A 23,076-nucleotide genomic window follows, 5' to 3' on the forward strand; every position below is an offset into this window, starting at 1 on the left:
TTAAAAGCTCCCGAATATGTCTCTACAACCAAGAAATAGCCATCTGTCAGACACAGTCTGTGTAAAGTTAAAATAGACATCTATATGAAAAGGGGCAAATGGGAGATAAGAGGGGGATTTCATGGTGAGTACTATAGCTAAAAAGCGGGGGTTTGGCGCTGTCTTATGGGATTACTTGACGACGGTTGACCACAAAAAAATTGCCGTACTATATTTAGTGGCAGGGGGATTTTTCTTTTTAATTGGCGGCCTGGAAGCGATGATAATCCGTATTCAGCTAGCCATCCCTGAAAATGATTTTGTAAGTGCAGGGTTTTACAATGAAGTCATGACGATGCATGGAACAACGATGATTTTCCTTGCAGCAATGCCGCTTTTATTTGCATTAATGAATGCGGTTGTACCTATTCAAATTGGTGCACGTGACGTAGCATTTCCGTTTGTGAATTCACTTGGTTTTTGGCTGTTCTTTTTCGGAGGAATTTTCTTGAATCTAGGATGGTTTATGGGCGGGGCACCGGATGCAGGCTGGACTGCATACGCTTCGCTCACGCTGAATTCAGAAGGACATGGCATGGATTTCTATATTTTAGGTTTGCAGATAGCGGGTATTGGTACACTAATTGCCGGAATCAACTTTCTTGCAACGATTATTAATATGAGAACGCCTGGGATGACGTATATGAGAATGCCGCTCTTTACTTGGACGACATTTGTCGCCTCAGCACTGATTTTATTCGCATTCCCGCCACTTACAGCAGGGCTTGCGATGCTGATGCTTGATAGAATGTTTGATACGAGCTTTTTCAATCCAGAGCTCGGCGGTAATACAATCATCTGGGAGCATTTGTTCTGGATTTTCGGACACCCAGAAGTTTATATCTTAATCCTGCCAGCATTCGGAATATTTTCTGAAATCATTCCAGTGTTTGCAAGAAAAAGGTTGTTTGGCTATTCGTCCATGGTGTTTGCGACTGTATTGATTGGTTTCCTTGGATTCATGGTGTGGGCGCATCACATGTTCACAACAGGACTTGGTCCAATTGCCAATGCGATCTTTGCTGTAGCCACAATGGCAATCGCGGTGCCAACAGGAATTAAAGTATTTAACTGGCTTCTCACCATATGGGGCGGTAATGTGAAATTTACAACGCCGATGCTGTATTCCGTTGCCTTTATACCGTCGTTTTTACTTGGCGGGGTAACCGGCGTCATGCTTGCAGCAGCTGCAGCAGATTATCAGTTCCATGATACGTACTTTGTTGTGGCGCATTTCCACTACGTCATTATCGGCGGAGTTGTATTCGGTATTTTAGCTGGTGTGCATTACTGGTGGCCGAAGATGTTTGGAAAAATACTGAATGAGAAGCTTGGGAAAATTAGCTTTGTGCTATTTTTCATCGGTTTCCATTTAACTTTCTTTATTCAGCATTTCCTAGGTCTTTGGGGCATGCCGCGCCGAGTCTTTACATTCCTGCCAGGTCAGGGGTTAGACCTTGGGAACTTGGTCAGTACGATTGGGGCGCTGTTTATGTTTGTAGCTGTTGTCATTCTGCTGATTAACGTCATCTGGACGACAGCAAAAGGAGAGCGTGTATCGGGCGATCCTTGGGGAGACGGAAGAACGCTTGAATGGGCAGTGTCTTCACCTCCGCCAGAATATAACTTTAAACAGCTTCCACTTGTCAGAGGACTAGATCCATTATGGATTGAAAAAATGGATGGTAAAAAAGGAATGACAGCATCTGAACCGCTCGATGATATTCACATGCCGAATAATTCCATCTTACCTGTCATTATCTCATTCGGTCTATTTGTGTCAGCGTTTGGCTTCATGTATCGTCAAGAGCATAGCTGGGGGCTTCCAGTGATTCTCATTGGTCTTGGCATTACATTTGCGACCATGCTGGTTCGCTCTCTTAAAGACGATCATGGGTACCATATTCACAAAGAAGATTTGACCGATGACGATGATAAAGGGGTGAAAGCATAATGGAACCACAAAAAATGACAGCAGAAACTTTTCCGGCTTCTCCTGAGAAAGCCACGTTAGAAGGAAAGAATAAGTTCGTCGGGTTCTGGTTGTTTCTTGGGGGAGAAACCGTTTTGTTTGCATCGCTATTTGCCACGTATTTGGCGCTGAAAAACTCTAATGCAGGCGGAGCAAAAACAACGGATATGTTTGATCTCACACTTGTCTTTATTGCCACGATGCTTCTTTTGACGAGCAGTTTAACGAGTGTGTATGCAATGTATCATATGAAAAACTTTGCCTTTAAAAAGATGCAGCTTTGGCTTGGCGTGACTGTGCTATTAGGTGCATCATTTCTAGGGGTTGAGATTTATGAGTTCTATCATTATGTGCATGCGTATGATTTTACCATTACCAGCTCAGCTCTTGGTTCCTCCTTCTATACACTTGTAGGAACTCACGGGGCTCACGTCGCCTTCGGACTTTGCTGGATTACCGCTCTTATGATTCGAAATATGAGACGCGGACTCGATTTATACAATGCGCCGAAATATTATGTGGCAAGTCTGTATTGGCACTTCATTGATGTTGTGTGGGTCTTCATCTTTACCGTTGTATATTTAATGGGAATGGTGGGATAAGAATGGGAAATAAAAGCACAAATCAGTCTAAAGTCGATCTTGTATACCGTAAAAAGAAAAATGCCGAAGAAATGAAGCATCAGCTCATTTCTTTCGGCTTGATGATTGGATTAACCTTTGTTGCCTTTTTAACAATCGCTTCTGAAGACGTAGGAAACTGGTTCGCAGTACCATTTATTTTACTGCTTGCCGTTATTCAGGTGGCTTTTCAGCTTTATTATTTTATGCACATGAACCAAAAAGGGCATGAAACACCCGCATTGTTTCTTTACTCAGGTGTGTTTGTCGCGTTTATTACCGTATTAGCCTTTTTGACCATTATTTGGTGGTAAGCCCGCTTTGCCCTTGAAGGAGGCGCAGCAATGGAGAACTTAGAAATATTCGGATTTCGGGCATTATGGAGCCCTTACTATTTGACTAGTATTGTCATAGCAGCTGCTCTTTATCTGCTTCTTGTGACAAAGGGGAAGCATCGTGCGACGGTAAAAGAGAAAACGTTGTTTCTGACGGGGCTTGTTCTGTTATACGCCGTAAAAGGAAGCCCAATTGATTTAATGGGGCATATTATGTTTAGTGCACATATGGCGCAAATGGCGGTGCTCTATTTAGTCATTCCGCCTCTCCTTATTACAGGATTACCTGCGGCCATTTGGGAGCGGATCATACAAACACCAGGCATTCAGCATATGTTTCGTTTGTTTTCCAAGCCTTTAATTGCATTGCTTGGGTTTAACGGCTTGTTTTCGATGTACCATATTCCGCTTGTGTTTGACTTTGTGAAAACAGATCCGTTTTATCATGCGCTGATGACAGTGGTCATTTTTATCGCTGCCTTTTTCATGTGGTGGCCGCTCGTTCATAAAGTCCAAAGTCAGCCTCAGATTACAGGCATTTTAAAGCTTGGTTATATCATGGCAGACGGGATATTAATGACTCCTGCGTGTGCACTTATCATGTTTAGTGAGGCACCGATCTATGCAACCTATTCTGATGCTGGTGCTTGGATACAGGCGCTGCATCTATGCGTACCAAGTGATACGCTGGCAGGTCTTGCGCTCACAGGTCCTGAAATGTTCCATACCTTGCCGCTGCTAGAAGACCAGCAGCTAGGCGCGATTTTGATGAAAATTATTCAGGAGATTGTGTACGGCTCGATTCTTGCTGTTGTCTTCTTTGACTGGGCAAGAAAAGAAAGAGCGAAAGATGCCGTACCAGATGCCCTGATTCCGAAATATGAATGAAAAAAGCACAGCCATAAGGCTGTGCTTTCGTTTATGCTTCTGCAGTCATTGCTTCTAGTTTTTCTTTCAGCTGTTCAAGCGTTTTTTTGCTTGATTGGATGAGAGACTTAGGGAAATCTTCGCCTTCACCGTATTCAACACCGTGCGGATAATAATGTTTTCCGAGTAAAGGTGTGAGAAGCTGTATGTGTGCTCTTTTTGAACCAACATCTCCTTCGGTGGCGTAGCCGGAAATGCGTAAATAAAAGGTTCCCTCTACCATGTTATACTTTCTGTCGTACGTCACACGCTCATAATCCCATTGATCGGCTCGTACAAATCCTTCACTTTCCAAGATGAAATCTAATTTATTTAAGTCAGTTGCTACCTTTTCAATCCCCGTACCTTCAAACTTCACCCAAAACCCCTCCTTATAAAAATTCCCTTTACTGACAATCATAGTATGAAAGCGTTAAACTTTCAACTGTGAAAGGTATGTTCTTTTATAACCTGGTTACAGTAATAAAGAAAATAACAGATGGAGGAATCAACGTGAAAACGAAAAAAATCAAAGATATTATGACAAAAAAAGTAGTGACATGTCAGCAAGATGACAATACGTATGAAGCGGCAGTCAAAATGAGAGACGCAGACATTGGAGCCATTCCCGTGGTTAACGGAGATCAGCTCGTTGGTATCGTGACAGACCGTGACCTTGTACTCAGAGGCATTGCAGAAAAAAAGCCAAACTCACAGGAAGTAGGCTCGCTGATGACGAAGGAAGTACTGACAGCAGAAGAAGATGCAACGCTTGAAGAAATTGTCCGGCTGATGTCAGAGCACCAGCTTCGCCGCATTCCTGTTGTGAAGAACGGTGCATTAACAGGGATTGTCGCTCTTGGAGATTTATCCGTCGAAGATTTATCGAATGATCGCGCAGGGGATGCACTGACAGAAATCTCTCAGCAGGATCAAGATCATGGGCAAGGATTTCTTCATTAAGAGGGGCATATTTTAAATTCGTGTTAAATAGGCTGTATTGTCGTTGATAAATAGAGCGAGTTTTGTTTAAATGACAGTAGAAGGTACTTTTTGTACCTTGCCAATTTAACGGAGGTGTTTATTTGAAAACTGTGCTCAAAACACTCCTCATCCTCCTGATTATATCTGGAACGTACGTTCTGTTTATTCAATATGGATCTTCACCAGAAAAAGAAAACAGCAATGAACCGAAGGTGTCTAATGAAGAAACATCTAGCGATAAGCCGATCAACATCCCGAAAAAGGGGCTCATGTCCTTTATGGGGAAATCTTCAAACGAAGTGCTTAAACAGCTGGGAGAACCAGATCGCATTGATCCTTCCGCATATGATTATGACTGGTGGATATACAATCAATCGAAGAAGCACTATATTCAAGTAGGGGTAAAGGATAGTAAAGTGGTGACGTTGTTTGCAACAGGAGACGGGCTCAATGTTGAACCGTTTAAAATCGGTCAAGCCACAAGTGAGGTATTTAAAAAAACACAAATTGCACCTTACATTCATGTAGAGGATGAACAAAATTCATACCGCTTTGAATTCTCAGAAGATGATATGAATACAAGACCCACCGTGAAAGTGGACGATGATGTATATGTTCAGCTTTACATGGATAAGTTTGAAAGCACCCTTTCAAGTATCAGGGCGTTTAACGCAGATACATTTGTGAAACAAAAGCCATACGAGGTCGTCTATCGTGGTCAATTGATAGAACCAGAGGCAATATCGGGTGAAAAATGGAAAGAGATCGAAGCTTCCAGTCAAAAACAAATTTTTGATATGACCAATATTATTCGTCATAAGTACAAACTGCCAATCTTAAAGTGGGATGATGAAACCTCTGAAGTCGCATTCATGCATAGTGAGGACATGAAAGAGAATCATTATTTCTCCCATGAATCTAAAAAATACGGTACGCTGAAAGACCGATTAGAAAGAGGCGAGGTGGCATTTCAGCTCGCAGGTGAAAACATTGCCTATAATTATGTAGATGGACCTGCAGCGATAGAAGGCTGGCTCAATAGTGAAGGTCATAGAAAGGCGTTATTAAATAAAGATTACACACACCTTGGCGTCGGTGTGAAAGAAAAATACTACACCCAAAACTTCATCAAAAAAACATCTTAAACGAAAGCAGCTGCACCATCACAGCTGTTTTTTTGATTGAAAAAGAGGCTCACCAAAATAACTGCTGATGTATATAGTATAGTAGGCATTTGTATGGGGGGTGAGGATATGACAAACAAGCAAAAACAAACATCCATTGATGAATTTAAACAATTCGTCAGACGCCATCCGAAGTTAATTCAAGAAGTGCAAACGCAAGAAAAAAGCTGGCAAAGTGTATACGAAAATTGGGTCATGTTTGGTGAAGAAGATGAGATGTGGTCTCCTTACCGGCAAACGCAGTCTGAAGACGTGAAAGAAGAAAAAGCCTCTAAGCCAAGTGAAGCGGGAAAAGCCGATTTTATGTCTAAAATGGTTTCTGCTGTGAAAAAAATGGACGCTGATCAAATGAATGAACAAATCAACAAAATGAGCCAGTCTATTTCCTCTTTACAAAGCTTACTCGGACAATTTTCATCAAATGGCTCAAAGAAAGGTTCATCTGGAGGCAGTCAGCACCCATTCTCCTTCAGGAAAGATTAAGTGAAAGGGGATGCTTTTGGTGCGGAAAGAAGTACAGGAGTTTGTCATGGCCGAAGAGGATCGAATCAAATTCATCAGACAGCGTCCTCTCTGGTACAGACAGCTGACTCGACATCCTGATAAGCTATCGTCCTTTGAATTAGATAAAATGAATTTTTACGAAAAAACCATTCCTCATCGTGTGAGTCAGTTGAGTAACAGTGTCCAAATGGCTGAAATGATGATTCAAATGTTCCAAGCAATGCGCAATCAAAATGGAGCCGGATGAGGCTTTTTTGAGTTGATTAAGATGTCCATTTCCTGAGCATCCTATAAAAGTAGATGAAAGGAGAATCAGATGATGAAATGGATGCTGTCAATATGCGCATTGCTTTTTCTTGTCACCGGGTGTCAAAGTCAACATGAAGAGAAGCAAGTCATGAAGCAAGATCCAGCTGTACCCGTGATGCAGCAAGCCCAAAGTGAAATGAAGCAGCAAGGCTTTTTAAAATACAAAGTGAAGGGGTCTTCTGTTTATATAGAAAGTACACTGCAAGATTTTCATCTTGAGCCTACGCGACTAAAAAAGGATGAGAAGGCGGGATATTTTACAGTGTATGTAGACGGAAAACGTGCAGGCAATGAATATACTGCTGCATTTGTGGTCAAGCATCTCTCAAAAGGAAAGCATAAAATGACCGTTGTGCTCAATTCTCGTCATCCAGAATATAGGCAGAAAAGAGAGACATGGGATGTATTTGTGACGTAAAAGCATTTTCTGATCCATAGGTTTCGTGGTAAACTATGAATTGGAGGTGCATCATTTATGTATGCGACAATCGAATCTGTGGAGCTCCAAGAGGAAGCGAATCAATTGGCTGCCATGATTCTTCAGTCGGAGGAGGCTGAACATTACCGCAACTGCTTTAAGCGTCTCCAGCAAGACGAAGAAGCCCAACAAATTATTGCCCATTTTACAAAAGTAAAAGAGCAATATGAGGATGTGCAGCGGTTCGGCAAATACCATCCGGACTATAGAACGATCTCAAAGGAAATGCGTGAGGTCAAAAGAAAGATAGATCTTCACGATACAGTGGTTGATTTCAAAAAAGCAGAAACAGCGATTCAATCCATCTTAGATGAGATTAGTATTGAAATCGGTCAAGCTGTATCAGCATATATCAAAGTTCCAACAGGGAACCCATATTTTGATGGTCTATCATCATGCGGCGGTGGCTGTGGATCTGGTGGCAGCTGTGGCTGTAAAGTATCTTGACGAGACTTGAATGTCTCGTCTTTTACATAATGACTTAAAAGAATTGAAAAAGCGGCAGGTGAAAAGATGGAAACCAAACGTCAAGGGATGGTCGTTTGGCTGCATTCGTTAAAGCAGTCAAAGGCGCTAAGAAAATTTGGAAATGTTCACTATATTTCAAGGAAAATGAAATATGCAGTGATCTATTGTGATATGAATGATCTCGAGCGCCATATGGCTAAGCTCAGCTCATTGCCATTTGTGAAGCGTGTTGAGCCTTCATATAAACCTTTTATTAAATTAGAGTACGAATCCAAATTGGACAAAGCAAAAGAGTATGATTATAAAGTGGGCTTTTAAAGACACAAAAAAACCCCCGCGGCATCACCCGCGGGGTCCTTCTATTCTTAATGATTCATTAAGGAGAAGGCAAAGGGAGAGGAGAAACCGGAGGAAGAACTTATGGGGAAACGTAAGTCTTCTCCGCGGTTGGCAACAGCACCACATCAGATGCTGTTATAAGTAGTATGACCCCGCTTTCCTTGATCTATACATAGAAAATGAATGAAAGTCCGCGCATTGTCCCCTGCGGAGTGTTGTGGTAAGATAATGTTGGATTTTTTGTCATACACAATAACCAATAGAAGCAAGCAGAAAAAGTGGTGGGAAAATGAGAGTCATCTCTGGAACGAGAAAAGGCCGCACACTTAAAGCGGTACCAGGTCAATCAACAAGACCGACGACAGATAAAGTAAAAGAATCGATATTTAATATGATTGGCCCGTATTTTGATGGCGGATGGGCCCTTGATTTATTTGCGGGAAGCGGTGGTTTAGGGATTGAAGCGCTTTCTAGAGGATTCGATCATTGCATATTCGTTGATCGAGATATGAAGGCGATTCAAACGATAAAAGGAAATCTCAATCAATTGGAGCTGATTGATCAAAGTGAAGTGTTTCGAAACGAGGCAAAGCGTGCACTCGCAGCCGTTGTGAAACGAGAGGAATCCTTTCAAGCGATCTTTCTTGATCCGCCTTACAAAGATCAACAGCTGAAAGCACTTCTTGACATGATTGACGAGCATGCCTTATTAACAGATGACGGCGTGATCGTGTGTGAGCATGATAAGGACGTTATACTGCCAGAGGAAGCTGGACAGCTTTACATATCAAGACAGGAACTGTATGGGTTGACTGGTATTACGATCTATAGAAAGCGGGGAAATTAAAGCATGGGGAACATAGCCGTTTGTCCGGGTAGCTTCGATCCAGTCACATTGGGCCATTTGGATATCATCAAAAGAGGTGCAAAGATCTTTGATGAAGTGTATGTATGTGTACTAAATAACTCATCCAAGAAACCGTTATTTACCGTTGAAGAACGGTGTGAGCTCATTCGCCAAGCGACGAAGGATCTGCCAAATATCAAAGTTGAATCCTTTCACGGTCTGCTTGTTGATTATGCGAAACAAAAAGAAGCCAAAGTCATTTTACGCGGATTAAGAGCTGTGACAGACTTTGAATATGAAATGCAAGGCACATCAATGAATAAAGTGTTAAACGATGACATTGAAACGTTCTTCATGATGACCAACAATCAGTATTCCTTCTTAAGCTCCAGCATAGTCAAAGAAGTAGCGAAATATGATGGTTCAGTCAAAGACCTTGTGCCAAAAGAGGTAGAAGAAGCGCTGATAGAAAAATTTAAAGGATGAGTGCACCGTGTACTCATCCTTTTTTTAATTTCTGATAGTATAGCGCCGTATACAAGATCAAGCTGCATAGCGTGATCAAAGGGCCAGCTGTCACAAGCTGATTCCAAAGCACACTGCTGTACATGACGACCTGCTGGCTTGCTTCAAAGGCACCTGCTGGGAGAGCCATGTCAGATCGAGAGACATAAAGAGGCTTGAACAATAAGAAGGCAAAAACAGCTGCATAAATCCCGTGAAGCAAACGAGCGAAGAAAAACGGTTTAAAGCGTATATCTGTTGCCGCCAAAATGCCAGCGACCTGAGCTTGAACAGAAAACCCGCTGAATCCTAATATAAAGCTGACGACAATCGTTTTAGCAAGAAGGGTGACTTCCTGTGACCCTGTCAGCTGACTTCCTAATGTGATTTCAAATAAACCAGCAATCATTGCAAGATCTAATTCTGGCGGAAGATGCATCGTTTGCAGCATATATCCGATCCCTATGGATAAGAGGTCCGTCACATGAACAACTGACAGCATTTTGCTAAACACAGAAAATAAGATAATAAAGCCGCCAATCATAAAGAGTGTTTGGACTGATGACATGACCGCATCACTTAAAATTTGGCCGAGCGGTCTTTTCTCTGCGAGTCTTGCTGTATGAAGAGCGCTGAATGCCTCTTGAAACGGTGGGAATAAAAATCGCTTACGGCTCCTCAGATGTGCATCATGCCGTGCTTTATATCCCCGCATCGTCACCCCAACAGCGAGATTACCTAAATAATGTGCGCAGGCCAAAACAATTCCTAAAGCTGGATGATGAAAAAAACCAACAGCCACCGCACCGAAAATAAACAATGGATTCGATGAATTTGTAAAAGAAACGAGGCGCTCTGCTTCGATTTGTGTCAGTTGTCCTTCCTGCCTGAGTCTTGTGGTTAATTTCGCACCAGAAGGAAAGCCTGATGCCATTCCCATTGCTAGGACAAATCCGCCTACACCAGGTACTCGAAAGATAGGGCGCATAAATGGTTCTAATAATACCCCGACAAATCTGACAATCCCGAAACTAATTAATAGCTCGGACAAAATAAAAAAAGGAAGCAATGATGGAAATACAACCTCCCACCACATTGCAAGTCCATTTTTAGACGCTTGCAAAGAGGCTTGTGGATGTGTAATCACAGTGGCTGTTAAAAAGATAAAAAAAGCAGCGATGAACAGAGTGTTCCATTTTTTCATGGAGATTTCGCCCCTTGCCGTTATGATCTATTGGCGAGCTCGTGATCAAAAAAGAAAGAAACTAGCCGAGCCTGTCTTCTATTACTATACGAGCAGAAGGGGCATGTTTAGACCAATAGATTCGTATATATGCATAGAAAAGAGGAGGGTGGATTTTCATGAGGCGACCAGTCATCGGGCTTGCGTTAGGCTCTGGGGGTGCGAGGGGAATGGCACATATCGGAGTTTTATCTAGTCTTGAGAAACAAGGTATTCAGGTAGATATGATCGCTGGCAGCAGTATTGGCGCACTTGTTGGGAGTTTTTATGCAGCAGGACAAGACGTAGAAAAAATGAAAAAACTTGCACTTGTCTTCAGAAGAAAGTATTATGCTGACTATACACTGCCAAAAATCGGTCTTTTAAAAGGAAATCGAATTTTGCAGCTGATTCACACGTTTACATATGGGAAAAAATTCGAAGAATTAAGAATGCCCCTTGCAGTGGTTGCCTGTGACCTCGAGACAGGGGAAAAGGTCGTGTTTAAAAAAGGGTCTGTCTCACAAGCAGTCAGAGCAAGCATCAGCATTCCAGGCGTGTTTGTTCCTCATGAAATGGGTGGCAGACAGCTAGTGGATGGAGCGGTTGTGGACCGCATTCCTGTGTCTGTTTTAAAAGATATGGGCGCAGACCTCATTATCGCCTCTGATGTATCAAGGGTGAAAAAAACAGAAAAGGCGACGAGATTATCGGATGTGATTATGCAAAGTTTGGACATCCTTCAAAATGAATTGGTCCGTCATCAAACCATTCACGCTGATGTCATGATCCGGCCGAAGCTTGAAACATTTAGCTCGAGTGCGTTCGCGCAGGTGCAGGAGATGATTGAAGCAGGTGAGCTTGCCGCAGATCAACTAACAGGTAAACTGAAAGATGTCATTGATAAATGGGAGTGTTAATCGAATGAAAAAATTAAATATTCGCTGGCTCAGCTTTTTTGTCGTTATCTTTGTATTATGTGGCTTAACCTTTGTCAAACTGCCATATTACGTGACAAAGCCGGGTGATGCAACCGAGATTGCTCCCCACATTCAAGTAGACGGCGGATATGGCGAGAAGGGCAGCTTCTCTCTTATGACAATTAAAGTAGGTCCAGCCAATCCGTATACGTATTTGCTTGCGAAAATGAATAAATATGACGAAATCGTCCCAGAAGAAAATATGAAAGCAGACGGGGAGTCGGATCAAGATTATATGAAAAGGCAGCTTCAGCTGATGAAAAGCTCTCAAGAAAATGCCATGATTGCAGCATATACAAAAGCAGGTAAAAAAGTAGATTATACGTTTAACGGCGTATATGCAAGCTACGTGATGAAAGGAATGCCTGCTTACGGCAAAATTGAAGTGGGCGACCGAATCAAAAGCGTTGATGGTAAGACCTATGATTCTGCTGATAAAATGGTTTCATATATCAGCAGTAAAAAAGCAGGTACATCTGTCCGTTTTGTCCTTGAACGAAATGGCAAAGACATGACGGAGAATGTGACGTTAAAACCATTTAAAGAAGAGCCGAATCGAGTTGGAATTGGCGTATCATTATTTACAGACCGAAATGTGAAAGTCTCACCTTCTATTAAGGTGGATATTGAAAATATCGGCGGACCGTCAGCGGGTCTTATGATGTCACTTGAAATTTATAACCAGCTGACAAAAGAAGACGAAACACATGGCTATGCGATTGCAGGAACGGGAACAATTGACGCCGATGGAACGGTCGGTCCAATTGGCGGAATCGATCAAAAGGTCGTGGCGGCAGATAAAGCCGGAAAAGATATATTCTTTGCACCGAATGATAAAGGTGATCCAAATTCAGACTATCGAAATGCTGTCAAAACAGCGAAAGATATTAAAAGTAATATGAAAATTGTGCCTGTAGATACAATGCAAGATGCGCTGAACTATTTAAACAAATTAAAAGAGAAAGCATCTTAAACAAAAAGAGCAGCCTAACGCAAGGCTGCTCTTTTTGCTAAGACTGGAAGAGACCAGTCTCTTCATCATATCGGATCGGTGAGGTTTTAAATTCCGCTTCCGTTAAGTTCGTTTGCATCGGCTCACTAACGGGCAGGCTGAAGACGCGGGATGCGCGAATATCAAGATCAAGTGCGGGATGTGAAAAGGCAGACAGTTTACTAACGAGCGGCACGTCCAATTCTTTTTTCACAAGAGATAAGTATTGCTGCCCTTTCTTTGACATACCAAGTAAACGAATATAAGGCGCTTTTTTCTCTTTCAGCAGCTCATGCATGGCACTCTTTTTCACCCTCATTAAGAGGTGTGTGTTCATCCGTTGCAGCCTTGTCCACGTATAGCGTTTTGTTTTCACAAGTGATAGATATTCCTCGTAGGAGGACGCATGTGTAATCGCCTTTTGCATGCGGTGTTCGATGCCTTCTTCGATTTCATAGATGCCTTCTAGTTCTGCCGTATCCATTGTGTGAAAGACGTGTTTTAAGAAGCTAAAGTAGGCTTCTTGTGTATGTAGAAGACCATATGAAGAATGATAGTCATGTAATTGCTTGAGCGTAGCTTCTGGGAGATAAGGGGCGACTGTTTCAAATGTACCATGATCTTTTAACGCTTTTCGTATGCTTGTTGCGCTTGCGATTTTCTGATTTTCAGGTAGTTCTTCATCATGATAACCAGATGAAATCCTTTGAGAGGTAAAGGGCTGTATGTGAGGGGATCTCTCCAAGATGGCTTTGACATAATGGAAACCTAAAATGTTATTGGGCAGAGACAGATCCAGTAAGTGCTTAGGATCAATCACCTCTTGAAACGCAGCAGCAGCAGCAGCTGGATAACTAAGGCCCTCTTTTACTTTTCCTTTTGTGAAAAGGTCAATTTCTTCTTTTTTCTCATGCCAAGCACGAGCCGTTCGCTCAAATGCTTTGATGTCACCATCCTCGCTGCCGAAAAAAAGGGAGTGGCATTTTAAAGCATCTAGAATCGCCACAGCACCGTTTGCAAAGGTTTCTGCCTTTTGCACTGCGTATATGTATGGAAGCTCACACACAATGTCTACACCGTTTTGCAGTGCCATTTTTGTCCGCGCCCATTTTGAGACGATGGCAGGCTCACCGCGCTGGAGGAAGGAACCGCTCATGACGGCAATGGCAACATCTGAGGAGGTATGTGTTTTCGCCTGACGAACATGATAGGCATGTCCATAATGAAATGGATTATACTCGACAACGACTCCTGTTGCTTTCAATAGATGTTCCGCCTTTCTTGCTATGGTTAAATGGTCTATGCTACAGTAGCATAAGGGAAAAATGAAGCCCATTTTTTTCAGTGTAGGCATTCCGAGAACTGATGTCAAACAACGCTCTGACATCACAAAGGACTGTAAAGAAAAAATATTGACAAATAACATGATGAAAGCTATAATCATGTTTGTTGCTCTTAGAGGTGATACAATTGAAATGGACAGTTTATCAGTTACATCAAAAAGCTAAAAACAGCTTCGATTTTCATGAGACGGTTGACTTAAATGAACTTACTAGCCTTCATTCAGATATACGTCGCATTTCACCGGTAGAGGTGAAAGGGACTGGAGTGATCGAATCAAAGCAAGTCGCATTTGATTTAACCATCACAGGTGAAATGACATTGCCTTGTTCAAGAACGCTTGTTGATGTAAATTATCCATTTGCGATTTCAACGAAAGAACTATTTGTACTTCATAAGACAGACGACATAGAAGATGAAGACGTTTCTATTGTAGAAGACGACATCATCGACTTAACGCCTTTAGTCAAGGAAGAAATTCTTCTTGAAGTGCCGATGCAAATCTTTTGCGACCAAACTGACGTAAAAGGTGCTGCACCACAAGAAGGGAATGACTGGGCGGTCATTTCGGAAGATGCACATCAAAACCGAATTGATCCGCGTCTGGAAGGCTTGAAGAAGCTCTTAGAAGAAAATAATGAATCTTAACTCTTTAAGGAGGTGGGAATAATGGCTGTACCTTTTAGAAGAACTTCTAAAATGAAAAAAAGATTGCGTCGTACGCATTTCAAACTACAAGTACCTGGTATGGTAGCTTGCCCAGAATGCGGTGAAATGAAAATTTCTCATCGTGTCTGCAAATCTTGCGGAACATACAAAGGCAAAGACGTAAAAAGCAACTAATGCTTGATAAAAAAACGTGAGGGAATCTTCCCTTGCGTTTTTTTATTTGTCTATTTTTTAGGTTTCTCCCCTGCAAATAGTCTATCTACTCTAGTAGGCGCATATGATGTGGTATTCAGATTCAGGGGGGATGATCAATTGACAATTACAAGGCAGGACGCATGGACACAAGATGAAGATTTACTTTTAGCAGAAGTCGTCTTAAGGCACATTCGAGATGGAGGGACGCAGCTTTCCGCATTTGAGGAGGTCGGGAAAGCATTGTCAAGAACAGCGGCAGCATGTGGTTTCAGGTGGAACTCATACGTTAGAAAACAATATCAGGCAGGCATAGAGCTGGCAAAAAAACAGCGGAAAGAATTGCGTAAAAAAATAGGTATTCATTCCTCTGGTTTACCACAGCATGCGTTAACCATAGAAGAGAAGACTTCTTCAAATCAGGCTGAATTGACCCTTCGAGAAGTGATTCAGTTTTTAGAGCAACTTGAAAAAGAACCTGATGGACCTGCTCATTTACGCGAAGAACTGGCTGATGCACAGCATCAATTGAAGTCACTTACAGAAGAAAATGAACACTTAAAGCGGCAATTAAAAATGACAGAAGAAGATTACCGGGCACTCATAAGTATTGTTGAAAGAGTCAAACAGAATATTAGCTTAAAAGAATATGCTAAATAAAGAGACGCCCCTCAAGAGAAAGGAGGGGCGTTTTGTGATCAGCCTTTAAGCGGACTCACCTGTATTTTTTTGAATATGTGCGGGCTCCCAGATGAGTGGATTTTCACCCTTATCGCGCTCCATATCATATTTGACTGCTTCAAAGCCCATTTTATCCCAAAAACCGGCAGATTTGACGCGTGGATTGGTCCGAATTGGCAATCCGAACGATTTAGCGAATTCAACAAGTGCTTCGCCGTACCCTTTGCGCTGATACCCAGGAAGCACTTCCAGTTTCCACAGCTCTAAATAATCATGGTTGTGGTTAAAATACGTTGTCGTTGAGCCGTCCACTTGATAAAGGCTCATACGTGCCACTAGTTTATCTCCAAAATAAATCCCATAAAATGGAGAGTTGCTGTCATTTTCAATCATATTGCTTTCAAGGTCTTCGAGCATGGATAGCTCTTGTATGCCGTATTCCTTAAATTGTTTAAATTCCTCTAAAGTTTTGTAATTAATTAGAAGTCGTTTTACTTGTGCCATATGATCTTCCCCCTTACACACATAATGTCGACAGTGATGTCATTGAAGGCGTTTTCATCCCATCCGCCTCAAAAAGTTTTTACACTTATTATTATAGTTTTTAAATTAAAAAAATTCAATCATAGCGCGTCATCTGCTTTTTGCATCACGACATGAACCTGTTAAAATAGTTGATATCATGAAGTAAACGAAAAAGGGATGTGCGGCAGTTGAACATTGGAATCATTGGCGGCGGTGCGATTGGTCTGCTCTGTGCTAGTTATTTAACGCAGCATCATGACGTCACAGTCTTTACAAGAAGAAACGAACAGGCAGAAGAGATTCGAGCAGTAGGCATAGAGCGAACAGTAAAAGGAGAAACACGCCAGGCGGCTGTTCATGCACAGACAGGAATAACAGGAGAATTTGATTTGCTCATCGTGACAGTGAAATATCATCATTTGCAAGATGTGCTTGGTGAACTATCGACATTACCTCCTCATCGTATCTTATTCTTACAGAACGGAATGGCTCACTTATTAGATTTGGAGAATTGGAAAACGGGACATTCATTATACATAGGTGTGGTAGAGCACGGAGCGATGAAGATGTCAGATCATGCAGTGAACCATACAGGTATCGGTGTCATCAAGTGGGGGGCATTTCAGCATGAAGAAGCAGTTGATATAAAAAAAGCATTGAATGAGACATCATCTCATTTTCAGATGATCTATACGGATGAATGGAAAAAGGTGCTGGAGGAAAAACTGCTTGTCAATATCTGTATTAATCCGCTCACGGCTTTGTTGCATGTGAGAAACGGGGAATTGATCGCAAACCCCTCATATGAATACATGATGAAGTGTGCATTTGAAGAAGCAGTTTCCATCTTGGGCTTACCTGAAAAAGAGCGGCTCTGGTCTTATGTAGTCTCTGTTTGTGAGAAAACAGCTGAGAATCAGTCGTCTATGCTTCAAGATATAGTGAAAGGCCGCGAAACCGAAAGAAAAGCCATCCTTGGCTATCTTTTAAAAAAGGCTCAAGCTCACGGCGTTGCGGCGCCACATCTCACTTTCTTTGATCGAAGCTTGGAAGTATTGGAAAAAAAGCAAACAAAATCTTTTGAGTGAGCTCATTTACATGCTATACTTTTTTCGGGAAACTAACTATTTATTGAAGAAAGGAAGTTCTAAACATGCAATTGACTGAACTTTCCATCCGAAGTCAGAATTTATTCATACGTGATTATATAGAAGAAAAAAAAGAGATGACGACTTTTTTTGATTATGATATACATTCTGAACACACATGGAAAAAGAGATACGACGATCTCATGGAAATGAGCTTCCCGCGCGAGGCTTTAGCGGATTATATGAGCGCGTACCATGCAAAGTTTGAATCGAAAGCGATGCGCCAGAACATTGAAAAGATCCGTGATGAACGGAGTGTGATGGTGGTCGGAGGACAGCAGGCTGGTCTATTAACAGGACCGCTTTATACCATACATAAAATCATTTCCATCATTCAGTTTGCAAAAGAAAAAGAAACAGAGCTTGGCGTCCCAGTGATTCCGGTCTTTTGGGTAGCCGGTGAGGATCATGACGTAGATGAAATTAATTTTGTGTACACATCTGGCGAAAAGGGGCCAGTGAAACAAAAGCTGTCATTACATAACGTCAAAAAAGCGGCTGCGAAAAGAATCCCGCTTGATCAAGAAAAAACTGAGAAATGGCTCCGTGATGTGTTTTCAACGTATGAAGAATCTGCTTACACCAATGACTTGCTTGAACAGCTTCTTCGATGTTTACGCAAATCACAAACGTTTACTGATTTCTTTGAATGGATTGTATGTGACCTCTTTGAAGAAGATGGACTGCTTTTATTTAATTCAGGTGACTTAGGTGTCAAACCGCTTGAGCGTTCGTTATTCAAGCACATTGTCGAGACAAATGATGCGGTTACTGCTCGCTTAAATGAATCGCAGGCTGCTATGAAACGAGCAGGATATCAGCCAATTATTGAAGCTGGTGACAATCAGGCGAATCTGTTTTACGAATATGATGAGGAACGTTTCCTGATTGAAAAAGAGAACGGCCGGTTTTCTATATCAGAAGTGGGGCTTACGTGGACGAAGGAAGAGCTTTTGCAGGAAGTCGAGGAGCACCCAGAACGGTTTAGCAACAATGTGGTGACGCGTCCCTTGATGCAGGAAACCCTTCTCCCGGCACTTGCCTTTATGGCAGGACACGGTGAGGTTAACTATTGGGGAGAGCTGAAAGGAATCTTTGAGCATTTTAAATTAAAGATGGCGCCTGTTCTTCCGAGACTGCATGTGACCATTCTTGAAAGGCACATCGACAAGAAACTGCCAGTTAGAGAACTGTCGGTAGAAGAAGTGCTGACAAATGGAGTAAAAGAAAAGAAAGAAGCGCACTTTCAGCAAAGTCTTCCAGACAGCTTTGTTCAAGCGGTTCAACACGCCAAACGTGAATTAGCAAATGCTCATGGTGTGATGAGACAAGAAGCACTGGAGATTGAACCAAACTTCGAGCAGCTACTAGATAAAAATGCCAAATTTATTGAAGACCAGCTTCAATTTGTGTATCAAAAGGTGGCGCAGCGTGTGGAGGAGAAGGAAGGATACATCCTTCGGGACTTTGAACGGATTGAAAATAGTTTAAAACCATTAGATGCCCCGCAGGAAAGAATTTGGAATATCATGTACTTTTTAAACAAATATGGTCCAGAATTCTTCAAAACATTCAAAAATATGCCATTTTCATTTCAAAACAAGCAACAAATTGTCAAACTTTGAAATAAAGTTTTAATGAACCCTGACTAGTTCAGGGTTTTTTTTTATGTAGAAACAGTGTAGAATAAGTTTTGTGGAGAGAAGTGGTGGATAGTGGAGAGTAAGGGTGAGAAAGTGGGGCTCTGATTATCATGTTCATGGGTGAATACCAACATACGATTGATACAAAAGGGCGCATGATCATCCCTGCTAAATTTAGAGACGGTCTCGGAGAACAGTTTGTGCTGACGAGAGGGCTTGATCAATGTTTATTTGGCTACCCTATGAGTGAGTGGAAACTAATCGAAGAGAAACTCAAAGCACTACCGCTAACGAAAAAAGATGCACGTGCGTTTACCCGGTTCTTCTTCTCTGGCGCAGTCGAATGCGATCTGGACAAGCAGGGGCGTATTAACATCGCATCAAACCTACTCCAATATGCAAAACTCGAAAAAGAATGTGTGGTCATCGGCGTTTCAAATCGAATTGAGTTGTGGAGTAAGTCGATCTGGGAACAATATACAGAAGAGCAAGAAGATTCTTTTGCTGAAATTGCTGAAAACATGATTGGATTTGATATATAATAATCCCTTGTGCAGCAAGCTTTCTACACATTCATTTCTATTTGAAAAAGGTGGGACCATAACATCATGTTTCAACATGAGACAGTATTATTAAAAGAAACAGTTGACGGTTTAAACGTAAAAGAAGACGGTACATATGTGGACTGCACGCTAGGCGGAGCAGGTCATAGCTCATATTTACTATCTCATTTATCAGAAAAAGGAACATTGATTGGATTTGACCAAGACGATGCTGCACTGGATCATGCACGAGAGAAGCTCGCGGATTCTAAAGCGAACATTCTTTTCATAAAAAGCAACTTCCGATATTTAAAAGAACGTCTGAATGAACAAGGTATTACAAGCGTAGACGGTGTGATTTTTGACCTTGGTGTATCATCTCCTCAGCTCGACACACCAGAGAGAGGCTTTAGTTATCACCATGATGCACCTCTTGACATGCGAATGGATCAATCAGCCGCATTGTCGGCAAAAAAAGTGGTAAATGAATGGCCATTTGAAGATCTAGTTCGGATTTTCTACAAATATGGGGAAGAAAAGTTCAGTAAGCAAATCGCACGCAAAATTGAAGAAGCAAGAAAAAAAGCGCCAATTGAAACAACGGGTGAGCTTGTCGACATTATCAAAGAAGGAATTCCGGCACCTGCAAGACGAACTGGCGGACATCCAGCGAAAAGAGTGTTTCAAGCGATCCGAATTGCCGTAAATGATGAATTGAAAGTATTTGAAGAAGCACTAGAACAAGCAATAGAGTTACTCAATCCGAAGGGGAGAATTTCTGTCATTACATTCCATTCACTTGAAGACCGGATTTGTAAAAGTACATTTAGAGAAATGTCTTCTCTTCCAGAACTTCCGCACGGACTACCAGTGATTCCAGAAGGACTTGAACCAAAGCTGAAGCTGATCACGAGAAAACCGATCGTTGCATCAGAACAAGAGCTGGAACATAACAACCGTGCCCGTTCAGCGAAGCTCCGAATTGCAGAAAAAAAGTAAAACGACACCATAGATGATGATAAAAAGGAGGTTTCTTATGAGTAATTTGGCTTATCAAAGAGAAGTGAAGCAACATCAAACAGAGCAGCAAGGCCAATCGGTTTTCATTAAAAGAAGAGGTTCTATCACACTTGGTGAAAAAATCTTACTTGTCATGTTTGTCATGGCTCTTATGTGTAGCTCGATTCTCATCATTTCTAAAGCCTTTGCTGTCTATCACGCCAATATCGAAGTGCAGAAGCTAGAACAGCAAGTATCTTTAGAATCGAAGAAGATCACTGAGCTACAAAAGGAAAAAGATTTGCTGAGTGAACCAGAAAGAATCATTGATGCTGCGAAAAAAGCAGGCTTAACTATTTCGAAAGATGTTAAGAAGGTCGATTAACATGGCGATGCCTAAAAAGAATAAAATGATGAACAGAGGCGCGGCAATTGCAAGTATTTGCTTCGCCCTGTTTTTCTTTATCATCCTAGCACGTTTTATCTATATTCAAATTACAGGAACAGTTGATGGACAAGTATTAGCTGCCAAGGCAAATGAACAATATCAATCGAAGAAAACACTTGAAGCCAAAAGAGGATCTATTTTAGACCGGAATGGGAATGTGATTGCTGAGGATACATCTGTGTATAAGCTCATTGCGGTCATGAGCAAGAAAATGACAGTGGACCCTAAGCATCCAATGCATGTCGTCGATAAAGAAAAGACAGCAAAAGAGCTCTCGAAAGTCATCGATATGAGTGAAAGCGAAATTTTAAAGCGTCTCAATACAAAAGATGCATTCCAAGTGGAGTTTGGTAAAGCGGGGAAGGATATTAGTTTTTCAACGAAGGAAAAAATTGAAAAGCTAAAGCTTCCAGGTGTTGCTTTTGAAAAAGACACGAAGCGATATTATCCAAACGGCATGTTTGCTTCTAACCTAATCGGTTATGCCAGATTAAATGAGGCGACAAAGGACATGTCAGGTGCAATGGGACTTGAGAAGGCACTGAACAAATTTTTAAAAGAAAAAGACGGCTATGTGACATATAACAGTGACAGAAGCGGATGGGCATTGCCGAATAGTAAAGAAGACATTGTCGCCCCGAAAGACGGGAAAAATGTCACGCTGACCATCGATCAGAAAATTCAAGCGTTTCTTGAAGAAAGTATGACGCAGGTTGCCAAAAAGTATAAGCCGAAGAAAATCATTGCCACAGTCGTTGATCCGAAAACTGGGAAGGTTCTCGCGATGGGGCAGCGACCAAGCTTTAATTTAAATGAACTAGACATTACGAATTATAACAATGATGTGATTTCATATGCGTTTGAACCAGGTTCAACGATGAAGATCTTTACCCTCGCTGCGGCGATCCAAGAAGGGGTCTACCAAAGCAGTGAAAAATATCAATCTGGTACTTATAAAGTAGGTGGCGGCCTTGTGCGAGACCACAACAACGGAAATGGCTGGGGGAAAATTGACTTTCATCAAGGAGTTCTTCGCTCGTCAAATGTGGCCTTTGCAAAGCTGGCAAAAGAAAAACTAGGCTTCACACGATACGAACAATATTTGCAGAAGTTCCATTTCTATGACAAAACGGGGATTGACTTGCCGAACGAAGCGTCTAGTAAAATCAATTTTAGATATGAATATGACAAAGCATCGACAGCTTATGGTCAAGCATCAGCCATCACACCGATTCAACAAATCGAAGCAGCCACTGCGATAGCAAACGGCGGAACAATGATGAAACCATATGTCATTGATCATATTACAGACCCGAACACAAACAATACGATTTTGCAGCACGAACCAACAGCAGCAGGAAAACCGATTTCATCTGATACAGCGAAGCAAGTCCGTGACATTTTAGGTGAGGTTGTTTCTTCGAAAATTGGAACAGGTCAGCCTTACCAAATCAAAGGCTTCGACGTTGCTGGAAAAACAGGAACGGGACAAATTGGCGGTGCCGGCGGTTACCTCCAAGGACGAAACGATTACGTCTTTTCATTTATGGGAATGGCGCCAAAAGATGATCCGAAGCTGCTTGTTTATGTGGCTGTTCAGCAGCCGCAGCTGTCTGAAACAGAAACGGGGTCAGCTCCAGTTTCTCAAATCTTTAACCCTGTCATGAAAAATAGTTTGCTATATTTAAATATTGCACCAACAAAAGCAGACGATAAAAAATCCGGCGAACAAAAAGTGAAACAAGAAACGATGCCTTCATACCTGGATTTAGAAGTGAAGCAGGCAGAAACAGAAGCCAAAAATAAACACTTAACACCTGTTGTCATCGGCGACGGTCTCTCCATTAAACGCCAGTGGCCGAGTGCGGGCTCTGAATTCTCTGAAAGCCAGAAAGTGTTCTTGAAAACAGCAGGGAAAACCATTAAGATGCCTGATATGACAGGCTGGTCCAGAAGGGAAGTCCTTCAATATGCTTCGATTGCCGGTGTGCATATAGAAACAAATGGACAAGGCTATGCTGTGAAACAAAGTGTCAAAAGTGGAGCAGAGATTTCAGACAAAGTCGTCACTGTGACATTTAAAAGCCCAAATTAACTGTAAACCTAGCAAATCACTTGCTAGGTTTTTTCTTTTGCTCCAGCCAGCAGAATATCACGGTGCGTTCTACAAAAGGACGGGCCTGCATATGATGAAAACAAGCCATAT

28 protein-coding genes are annotated in these 23,076 nt (G+C 41.9%); 24 read left to right on the forward strand and 4 right to left on the reverse strand.

What is annotated here, in order from left to right:
* Positions 1 to 121 precede the first annotated feature (121 nt).
* Genes ctaD through ctaG form a run of 4 tightly spaced genes read left to right on the forward strand, consistent with a single transcriptional unit; the run spans position 122 to position 3,854 of the window.
* Positions 122 to 1,993: a cytochrome c oxidase subunit I gene (gene ctaD / locus MKY83_RS07655; RefSeq protein WP_044142010.1), complete on the forward strand. Its 1,872-nt coding sequence runs from the start codon at positions 122 to 124 to the stop codon at positions 1,991 to 1,993.
* Positions 1,990 to 2,613: a cytochrome c oxidase subunit III gene (gene ctaE / locus MKY83_RS07660; protein ID WP_088001578.1), complete on the forward strand. Its 624-nt coding sequence runs from the start codon at positions 1,990 to 1,992 to the stop codon at positions 2,611 to 2,613. The genes ctaD and ctaE overlap by 4 nt, the downstream gene beginning before the upstream one ends.
* A gap of 2 nt (positions 2,614 to 2,615) precedes the next feature.
* A complete protein-coding gene (ctaF, locus tag MKY83_RS07665) occupies positions 2,616 to 2,945 on the forward strand; it encodes a cytochrome c oxidase subunit IVB (RefSeq protein WP_044142009.1) in 330 nt (109 codons plus the stop codon).
* Between the two features lie 30 nt (positions 2,946 to 2,975).
* Positions 2,976 to 3,854 (forward strand): cytochrome c oxidase assembly factor CtaG, encoded by an 879-nt coding sequence (gene ctaG / locus MKY83_RS07670; RefSeq protein ID WP_113767625.1) that lies wholly within the window; start codon positions 2,976 to 2,978, stop codon positions 3,852 to 3,854.
* Between the two features lie 31 nt (positions 3,855 to 3,885).
* On the opposite strand, the gene MKY83_RS07675 is transcribed toward ctaG, so the two are convergent.
* Positions 3,886 to 4,251, reverse strand: coding sequence for a YugN family protein (locus tag MKY83_RS07675; RefSeq protein WP_342488461.1), 366 nt, complete (start codon positions 4,249 to 4,251; stop codon positions 3,886 to 3,888).
* Positions 4,252 to 4,412: 161 nt separating this feature from the next.
* Here MKY83_RS07675 and MKY83_RS07680 point away from each other — a divergent pair, with 161 nt between their 5' ends.
* The 9 genes from MKY83_RS07680 (at position 4,413) to coaD (ending at position 9,471) form a co-directional block, all read left to right on the forward strand.
* Positions 4,413 to 4,835 (forward strand): CBS domain-containing protein, encoded by a 423-nt coding sequence (locus MKY83_RS07680; RefSeq protein WP_044142103.1) that lies wholly within the window; start codon positions 4,413 to 4,415, stop codon positions 4,833 to 4,835.
* Positions 4,836 to 4,957: 122 nt separating this feature from the next.
* Positions 4,958 to 6,001 carry a CAP domain-containing protein gene (locus MKY83_RS07685; RefSeq protein WP_044142006.1) on the forward strand — a complete coding sequence of 348 codons (1,044 nt, stop codon included), beginning with the start codon at positions 4,958 to 4,960 and terminating at the stop codon, positions 5,999 to 6,001.
* A gap of 108 nt (positions 6,002 to 6,109) precedes the next feature.
* Entirely contained in the window at positions 6,110 to 6,523 is a 414-nt protein-coding gene (locus MKY83_RS07690) for a YlbD family protein (RefSeq protein ID WP_044142005.1), read from the forward strand.
* 19 nt (positions 6,524 to 6,542) lie between these two features.
* A complete protein-coding gene (locus MKY83_RS07695; RefSeq protein WP_044142004.1) occupies positions 6,543 to 6,791 on the forward strand; it encodes a YlbE-like family protein in 249 nt (82 codons plus the stop codon).
* Positions 6,792 to 6,860: 69 nt separating this feature from the next.
* The gene (locus MKY83_RS07700) at positions 6,861 to 7,271 is read left to right on the forward strand and encodes a hypothetical protein (protein ID WP_342488462.1); all 411 of its coding nucleotides are present in this window, start codon (positions 6,861 to 6,863) and stop codon (positions 7,269 to 7,271) included.
* A gap of 57 nt (positions 7,272 to 7,328) precedes the next feature.
* Positions 7,329 to 7,778 carry a YlbF family regulator gene (locus MKY83_RS07705; protein ID WP_003211139.1) on the forward strand — a complete coding sequence of 150 codons (450 nt, stop codon included), beginning with the start codon at positions 7,329 to 7,331 and terminating at the stop codon, positions 7,776 to 7,778.
* 66 nt (positions 7,779 to 7,844) lie between these two features.
* Positions 7,845 to 8,117 (forward strand): YlbG family protein, encoded by a 273-nt coding sequence (locus MKY83_RS07710; protein ID WP_003212137.1) that lies wholly within the window; start codon positions 7,845 to 7,847, stop codon positions 8,115 to 8,117.
* Between the two features lie 280 nt (positions 8,118 to 8,397).
* On the forward strand, positions 8,398 to 8,985 hold the full coding sequence (gene rsmD / locus MKY83_RS07715; RefSeq protein WP_257736834.1) for a 16S rRNA (guanine(966)-N(2))-methyltransferase RsmD: 588 nt from the start codon (positions 8,398 to 8,400) through the stop codon (positions 8,983 to 8,985).
* A 3-nt stretch (positions 8,986 to 8,988) separates the two neighbouring features.
* On the forward strand, positions 8,989 to 9,471 hold the full coding sequence (gene coaD / locus MKY83_RS07720) for a pantetheine-phosphate adenylyltransferase (RefSeq protein ID WP_044142001.1): 483 nt from the start codon (positions 8,989 to 8,991) through the stop codon (positions 9,469 to 9,471).
* Positions 9,472 to 9,484: 13 nt separating this feature from the next.
* Here coaD and ylbJ read toward each other — a convergent pair whose 3' ends face one another.
* Positions 9,485 to 10,693 (reverse strand): sporulation integral membrane protein YlbJ, encoded by a 1,209-nt coding sequence (gene ylbJ, locus MKY83_RS07725; protein ID WP_044142000.1) that lies wholly within the window; start codon positions 10,691 to 10,693, stop codon positions 9,485 to 9,487.
* Positions 10,694 to 10,851: 158 nt separating this feature from the next.
* On the opposite strand from ylbJ, the gene MKY83_RS07730 reads away from it, so the two are divergent.
* Together MKY83_RS07730 and MKY83_RS07735 are read left to right on the forward strand one after the other, a co-directional pair.
* On the forward strand, positions 10,852 to 11,631 hold the full coding sequence (locus MKY83_RS07730) for a patatin-like phospholipase family protein (RefSeq protein ID WP_044141999.1): 780 nt from the start codon (positions 10,852 to 10,854) through the stop codon (positions 11,629 to 11,631).
* A 4-nt stretch (positions 11,632 to 11,635) separates the two neighbouring features.
* Positions 11,636 to 12,664 carry a SepM family pheromone-processing serine protease gene (locus MKY83_RS07735; RefSeq protein ID WP_335351462.1) on the forward strand — a complete coding sequence of 343 codons (1,029 nt, stop codon included), beginning with the start codon at positions 11,636 to 11,638 and terminating at the stop codon, positions 12,662 to 12,664.
* Positions 12,665 to 12,701: 37 nt separating this feature from the next.
* Here MKY83_RS07735 and MKY83_RS07740 read toward each other — a convergent pair whose 3' ends face one another.
* Entirely contained in the window at positions 12,702 to 13,946 is a 1,245-nt protein-coding gene (locus MKY83_RS07740) for a nucleotidyltransferase (RefSeq protein ID WP_185107197.1), read from the reverse strand.
* A 206-nt stretch (positions 13,947 to 14,152) separates the two neighbouring features.
* On the opposite strand from MKY83_RS07740, the gene MKY83_RS07745 reads away from it, so the two are divergent.
* The 3 genes from MKY83_RS07745 to gerR all read left to right on the forward strand — a co-directional run bounded on the left by MKY83_RS07745 (position 14,153) and on the right by gerR (position 15,544).
* Positions 14,153 to 14,671, forward strand: a complete 519-nt coding sequence (locus MKY83_RS07745) for a DUF177 domain-containing protein (protein WP_003210956.1) — start codon at positions 14,153 to 14,155, stop codon at positions 14,669 to 14,671.
* 21 nt (positions 14,672 to 14,692) lie between these two features.
* A complete protein-coding gene (gene rpmF, locus MKY83_RS07750) occupies positions 14,693 to 14,866 on the forward strand; it encodes a 50S ribosomal protein L32 (protein WP_008354700.1) in 174 nt (57 codons plus the stop codon).
* 138 nt (positions 14,867 to 15,004) lie between these two features.
* Positions 15,005 to 15,544, forward strand: coding sequence for a sporulation-specific transcriptional regulator GerR (gene gerR / locus MKY83_RS07755; protein ID WP_065097227.1), 540 nt, complete (start codon positions 15,005 to 15,007; stop codon positions 15,542 to 15,544).
* Between the two features lie 45 nt (positions 15,545 to 15,589).
* On the opposite strand, the gene MKY83_RS07760 is transcribed toward gerR, so the two are convergent.
* Complete coding sequence (locus tag MKY83_RS07760; RefSeq protein ID WP_003211702.1) at positions 15,590 to 16,069, reverse strand: N-acetyltransferase; 480 nt, start codon at positions 16,067 to 16,069, stop codon at positions 15,590 to 15,592.
* A gap of 209 nt (positions 16,070 to 16,278) precedes the next feature.
* Here MKY83_RS07760 and MKY83_RS07765 point away from each other — a divergent pair, with 209 nt between their 5' ends.
* The 6 genes from MKY83_RS07765 to MKY83_RS07790 all read left to right on the forward strand — a co-directional run bounded on the left by MKY83_RS07765 (position 16,279) and on the right by MKY83_RS07790 (position 22,965).
* Positions 16,279 to 17,178, forward strand: a complete 900-nt coding sequence (locus tag MKY83_RS07765) for a 2-dehydropantoate 2-reductase (RefSeq protein ID WP_342488467.1) — start codon at positions 16,279 to 16,281, stop codon at positions 17,176 to 17,178.
* 65 nt (positions 17,179 to 17,243) lie between these two features.
* Positions 17,244 to 18,863 (forward strand): bacillithiol biosynthesis cysteine-adding enzyme BshC, encoded by a 1,620-nt coding sequence (bshC, locus tag MKY83_RS07770; protein ID WP_065097229.1) that lies wholly within the window; start codon positions 17,244 to 17,246, stop codon positions 18,861 to 18,863.
* Between the two features lie 128 nt (positions 18,864 to 18,991).
* Positions 18,992 to 19,423 (forward strand): division/cell wall cluster transcriptional repressor MraZ, encoded by a 432-nt coding sequence (gene mraZ / locus MKY83_RS07775; RefSeq protein WP_003211163.1) that lies wholly within the window; start codon positions 18,992 to 18,994, stop codon positions 19,421 to 19,423.
* Between the two features lie 66 nt (positions 19,424 to 19,489).
* On the forward strand, positions 19,490 to 20,422 hold the full coding sequence (gene rsmH, locus MKY83_RS07780; protein WP_126741219.1) for a 16S rRNA (cytosine(1402)-N(4))-methyltransferase RsmH: 933 nt from the start codon (positions 19,490 to 19,492) through the stop codon (positions 20,420 to 20,422).
* Positions 20,423 to 20,459: 37 nt separating this feature from the next.
* Complete coding sequence (gene ftsL / locus MKY83_RS07785; protein WP_126741218.1) at positions 20,460 to 20,807, forward strand: cell division protein FtsL; 348 nt, start codon at positions 20,460 to 20,462, stop codon at positions 20,805 to 20,807.
* Positions 20,808 to 20,814: 7 nt separating this feature from the next.
* Positions 20,815 to 22,965, forward strand: a complete 2,151-nt coding sequence (locus tag MKY83_RS07790; protein WP_319610800.1) for a penicillin-binding protein — start codon at positions 20,815 to 20,817, stop codon at positions 22,963 to 22,965.
* The last annotated feature ends 111 nt before the right edge of the window (positions 22,966 to 23,076 follow it).

The sequence above is a fragment of the Bacillus sp. FSL M8-0266 genome (assembly GCF_038613425.1).
In the GTDB taxonomy this organism is placed as follows: Bacteria; Bacillota; Bacilli; order Bacillales; family Bacillaceae; genus Bacillus; species Bacillus pumilus.

Excerpts from the sequence above, each read along its gene's own strand:
- ctaD (WP_044142010.1), top strand. The coding sequence starts at position 122 with ATGGTGAGTACTATAGCTAAAAAGCGGGGGTTTGGCGCTGTCTTATGG.
- ctaF (WP_044142009.1), top strand. The coding sequence starts at position 2,616 with ATGGGAAATAAAAGCACAAATCAGTCTAAAGTCGATCTTGTATACCGT.
- ctaG (WP_113767625.1), top strand. The coding sequence starts at position 2,976 with ATGGAGAACTTAGAAATATTCGGATTTCGGGCATTATGGAGCCCTTAC.
- MKY83_RS07680 (WP_044142103.1), top strand. The coding sequence starts at position 4,413 with ATGACAAAAAAAGTAGTGACATGTCAGCAAGATGACAATACGTATGAA.
- MKY83_RS07690 (WP_044142005.1), top strand. The coding sequence starts at position 6,110 with ATGACAAACAAGCAAAAACAAACATCCATTGATGAATTTAAACAATTC.
- MKY83_RS07700 (WP_342488462.1), top strand. The coding sequence starts at position 6,861 with ATGATGAAATGGATGCTGTCAATATGCGCATTGCTTTTTCTTGTCACC.
- MKY83_RS07705 (WP_003211139.1), top strand. The coding sequence starts at position 7,329 with ATGTATGCGACAATCGAATCTGTGGAGCTCCAAGAGGAAGCGAATCAA.
- MKY83_RS07710 (WP_003212137.1), top strand. The coding sequence starts at position 7,845 with ATGGAAACCAAACGTCAAGGGATGGTCGTTTGGCTGCATTCGTTAAAG.
- coaD (WP_044142001.1), top strand. The coding sequence starts at position 8,989 with ATGGGGAACATAGCCGTTTGTCCGGGTAGCTTCGATCCAGTCACATTG.
- ylbJ (WP_044142000.1), bottom strand. The coding sequence starts at position 10,693 with ATGAAAAAATGGAACACTCTGTTCATCGCTGCTTTTTTTATCTTTTTA.
- MKY83_RS07730 (WP_044141999.1), top strand. The coding sequence starts at position 10,852 with ATGAGGCGACCAGTCATCGGGCTTGCGTTAGGCTCTGGGGGTGCGAGG.
- MKY83_RS07735 (WP_335351462.1), top strand. The coding sequence starts at position 11,636 with ATGAAAAAATTAAATATTCGCTGGCTCAGCTTTTTTGTCGTTATCTTT.
- rpmF (WP_008354700.1), top strand. The coding sequence starts at position 14,693 with ATGGCTGTACCTTTTAGAAGAACTTCTAAAATGAAAAAAAGATTGCGT.
- MKY83_RS07760 (WP_003211702.1), bottom strand. The coding sequence starts at position 16,069 with ATGGCACAAGTAAAACGACTTCTAATTAATTACAAAACTTTAGAGGAA.
- bshC (WP_065097229.1), top strand. The coding sequence starts at position 17,244 with ATGCAATTGACTGAACTTTCCATCCGAAGTCAGAATTTATTCATACGT.
- mraZ (WP_003211163.1), top strand. The coding sequence starts at position 18,992 with ATGTTCATGGGTGAATACCAACATACGATTGATACAAAAGGGCGCATG.
- rsmH (WP_126741219.1), top strand. The coding sequence starts at position 19,490 with ATGTTTCAACATGAGACAGTATTATTAAAAGAAACAGTTGACGGTTTA.
- ftsL (WP_126741218.1), top strand. The coding sequence starts at position 20,460 with ATGAGTAATTTGGCTTATCAAAGAGAAGTGAAGCAACATCAAACAGAG.
- MKY83_RS07790 (WP_319610800.1), top strand. The coding sequence starts at position 20,815 with ATGCCTAAAAAGAATAAAATGATGAACAGAGGCGCGGCAATTGCAAGT.